This window comes from Cellulomonas iranensis NBRC 101100 = JCM 18110 (assembly GCF_001552375.1).
GTDB lineage: Bacteria > Actinomycetota > Actinomycetes > Actinomycetales > Cellulomonadaceae > Cellulomonas > Cellulomonas iranensis.
Map to the genome: position 1 here is coordinate 1 of NZ_BCRB01000159.1, position 3,510 is coordinate 3,510.

The 3,510-nt window shown below is 72.7% G+C and carries 1 protein-coding gene and 1 pseudogene; one reads left to right on the forward strand and one right to left on the reverse strand.

Going from position 1 to position 3,510, the window contains the following annotated elements:
- Nucleotides 1-421: pseudogene (locus tag CS2_RS17910) on the reverse strand (hypothetical protein); the annotation flags it as partial.
- Between the two features lie 498 nt (nt 422-919).
- On the opposite strand from CS2_RS17910, the gene CS2_RS17915 reads away from it, so the two are divergent.
- Nucleotides 920-3,388 (forward strand): glycoside hydrolase family 94 protein, encoded by a 2,469-nt coding sequence (locus tag CS2_RS17915; RefSeq protein ID WP_070320986.1) that lies wholly within the window; start codon nt 920-922, stop codon nt 3,386-3,388.
- Nucleotides 3,389-3,510: the final 122 nt, after the last annotated feature.

The window sequence follows — 3,510 nt, forward strand, 5'->3', positions numbered from 1 at the left end:
CGCCGCCGCCCACGCCGCCGGCGCCGCCGGCCGCGCGCACGTTGGCCCGCCCGCCGCCGCCGACGCTGCCGCTGAACGCGGTGCCCGGCAGCACGTCGAACGTCGCGGTGATCGCGGCACCGGCGCCGTTGGACCCGACGCCGCCCGCGGCCGACCGGCCGCCGGCGCCGCCGACGACCGTGGCGACGACCGAGCAGACGCCGTCCGGCACGGTGCCCGCGACGGTGTCGCCGACGGCGAACGCGCTGGTCGCGGCCGCGGGGCCGGGGTCGGCCGACGCGGGTGCGGGCAGCACGAGGCCGAGGCCGCCGCCGAGCGCGAGGCCGAGCACGGTGAGCGTGGTGGTGGCGGTGCGGCCGTGGCGCGGGCGGGTGGCCTGCGCGTGGCGCGCCGTGCGGGCGGGGGGTTGCCTCAGGGGCACGGATCCTCCAGGGGTCGTCCGGGCGTGCGCCGACGGCGCGGTCCGGTGAGCGGGGGTGTGCGCGGCGGGGCCGGTGCGACCGACGGGGCTCTGCGCGCCTCAGATGGTCCGCGGGGGCGGGCTCCCGCGGGCGCGGGGCCCGGCCTTTTCACACCGCACTTCATCCCGGCCGCGCCGGGTTCCTCCCGATGCGTCCGACTCGTGCGTCCAGGGACCTTCGGCCCGGGCTCGCGTGCGGGGCCCTGGGCCGCGCGCCCGACGGTGAAAGGTGCCGGGTCGTTCCGGGTCCCGCGACTCTCGGGTTATGCTGTCCGCGCTCCGGTGTGGGAGCGCTCTCGCCGTTCTCCCGCGGGACGTTCCGACGCAGACGCCGGTGCTGCACCACCCGTCGGCCCCGCCGACGGTCGACCAGGTACCTGAGCAGGGTCGCTGACACCTGGGCGCGCCGCGTGCGACGCCCCGCCGGCCGGCCGTGCGACGAGGCACGAGAGGCATGCGATGCGGTTCGGCCACTTCGACGACGCGGCACGTGAGTACGTCGTCACGACGCCCCACACCCCCTACCCGTGGATCAACTACCTCGGGTCGGAGCAGTTCTTCTCGCTGCTGTCCCACCAGGCCGGCGGATACTCGTTCTACCGCGACGCCAAGATGCGCCGCCTGACGCGGTACCGCTACAACAACATCCCCGCCGACGCGGGCGGCCGGTACCTGTACGTCAACGACGGCGGCGACGTGTGGACCCCGTCGTGGCTGCCGGTCAAGGCGGACCTCGACCACTTCGAGGCGCGGCACGGCCTGGGGTACTCGCGCATCACGGGCGAGCGCAACGGCCTGCGCGTCGCGACGACGTTCTTCGTGCCGCTCGGCGAGAACGCCGAGGTGCAGCGCGTCGCCGTCACCAACACGTCCGACGCCGAGAAGACCGTCACGCTCTTCTCGTTCGTCGAGTTCTGCCTCTGGAACGCGCAGGACGACCAGACCAACTACCAGCGCAACCTGTCGATCGGCGAGGTCGAGGTCGAGCAGGACAGCCCGCACGGGTCGGCGATCTACCACAAGACCGAGTACCGCGAGCGCCGCGACCACTACGCCGTGTTCGGCGTGAACACGCGCGCCGACGGCTTCGACACCGACCGCGACACGTTCGTCGGCGCGTACAACTCGCTGGGCGAGGCGGCCGTGCCGCGCGCGGGCGTCTCGGCGGACTCGGTCGCGTCGGGCTGGTACCCGATCGGCTCGCACTCGGTGCGCGTCACGCTGGCCCCGGGCGAGACCCGCGACCTCGTGTACGTCCTGGGCTACCTCGAGAACCCGCAGGACGCGAAGTGGGCCGACGACGCCCACCAGGTCGTCAACAAGGAGGGCGCGCACGCGCTGCTCGGGCGCTTCGCGACGGCCGCGCAGGCCGACGCCGCGATCGAGGCGCTGCAGACCTACTGGACCGACCTGCTGTCGACGTACTCGGTGCGCTCGGGCGACGAGAAGCTCGACCGGATGGTCAACATCTGGAACCAGTACCAGTGCATGGTCACGTTCAACATGTCGCGCTCGGCCTCGTTCTTCGAGACCGGCATCGGCCGCGGCATGGGCTTCCGTGACTCCAACCAGGACCTGCTCGGCTTCGTGCACCTGGTCCCGGACCGTGCGCGTGAGCGCATCGTCGACATCGCGTCGACGCAGTTCCCCGACGGCTCGGCGTACCACCAGTACCAGCCGCTGACGAAGCGCGGGAACAACGACATCGGCTCGGGCTTCAACGACGACCCGCTGTGGCTCATCGCCGGCGTCGCCGCGTACGTCAAGGAGACCGGCGACTGGTCGATCCTCGACGAGCCCGTGCCGTTCGACAACGAGCCCGGCTCCGAGGTGCCGCTGTTCGAGCACCTGACGCGCTCGTTCGAGTTCACGGTCCAGCACCGCGGCCCGCACGGCCTGCCGCTCATCGGCCGCGCCGACTGGAACGACTGCCTCAACCTCAACTGCTTCTCGACCGAGCCGGGCGAGTCGTTCCAGACCACCGAGAACCAGGCCGGCGGGCACGCCGAGTCCGTGTTCATCGCGGCGCAGTTCGTGCTCTACGGCGCCGAGTACGCCGCGCTCGCCGAGCGCCGGGGCCTCACCGAGGTCGCGTCGCAGGCCCGCAAGGTCGTCGACGAGGTCCGCGAGGCCGTGCTCGAGCACGGCTGGGACGGCCGCTGGTTCCTGCGCGCGTACGACTTCTTCGGCAACCCCGTCGGCACCGACGCCAAGCCCGAGGGCAAGATCTGGATCGAGCCGCAGGGCTTCGCGGTCATGGCCGGCATCGGCGTGGGCGAGGGCCCCGACGACACCGCGGCACCCGCCGTGCAGGCGCTCGACGCGGTCGACGAGATGCTCGGCACGCCGCACGGCCTGGTGCTGCAGTACCCCGCGTACACGACGTACCAGATCGAGCTCGGCGAGGTCTCCACGTACCCGCCCGGGTACAAGGAGAACGGTGGCATCTTCTGCCACAACAACCCGTGGGTGATCATCGCCGAGACCGTGGTCGGCCGCGGCGACAAGGCGTTCGACTACTACAAGCGGATCACCCCGGCGTACCGCGAGGAGATCAGCGACGTCCACAAGCTCGAGCCGTACGTCTACGCGCAGATGATCGCCGGCAAGCAGGCGCCGCGCGCGGGCGAGGCGAAGAACTCGTGGCTCACGGGCACCGCGGCGTGGAACTTCGTGGCCGTGTCGCAGTACCTGCTGGGGGTCCGCCCCGACTACGACGGCCTGGTCGTCGACCCGCAGATCGGCCCCGACGTCCCGTCCTTCACCGTCACCCGCGTCGCGCGGGGCGCGACGTACGAGATCACGGTGACGAACTCGGGTGCGCGCGGCGCACGCGGTGCGCTGGTCGTCGACGGCACGCCCGTCGAGGGCAACCACGTGCCGTACGCGCCCGCCGGGTCGACCGTCCGCGTCGAGGTCACGCTCTGACGCGGGCGCTCACGCGTCCGTCGTCGTGCGCAGGGGGCTGCCGCCGATGACCGTCACCGAACCGCTCGCACCGGTCGCCACGCCGGCGCCCGCCCCGGTCACCACGACCCGGGCGGCGCCGG

Bases quoted from the DNA above. Each gene is read 5' to 3' on its own strand.
- CS2_RS17915 (WP_070320986.1), top strand. From the start codon at position 920: ATGCGGTTCGGCCACTTCGACGACGCGGCACGTGAGTACGTCGTCACG.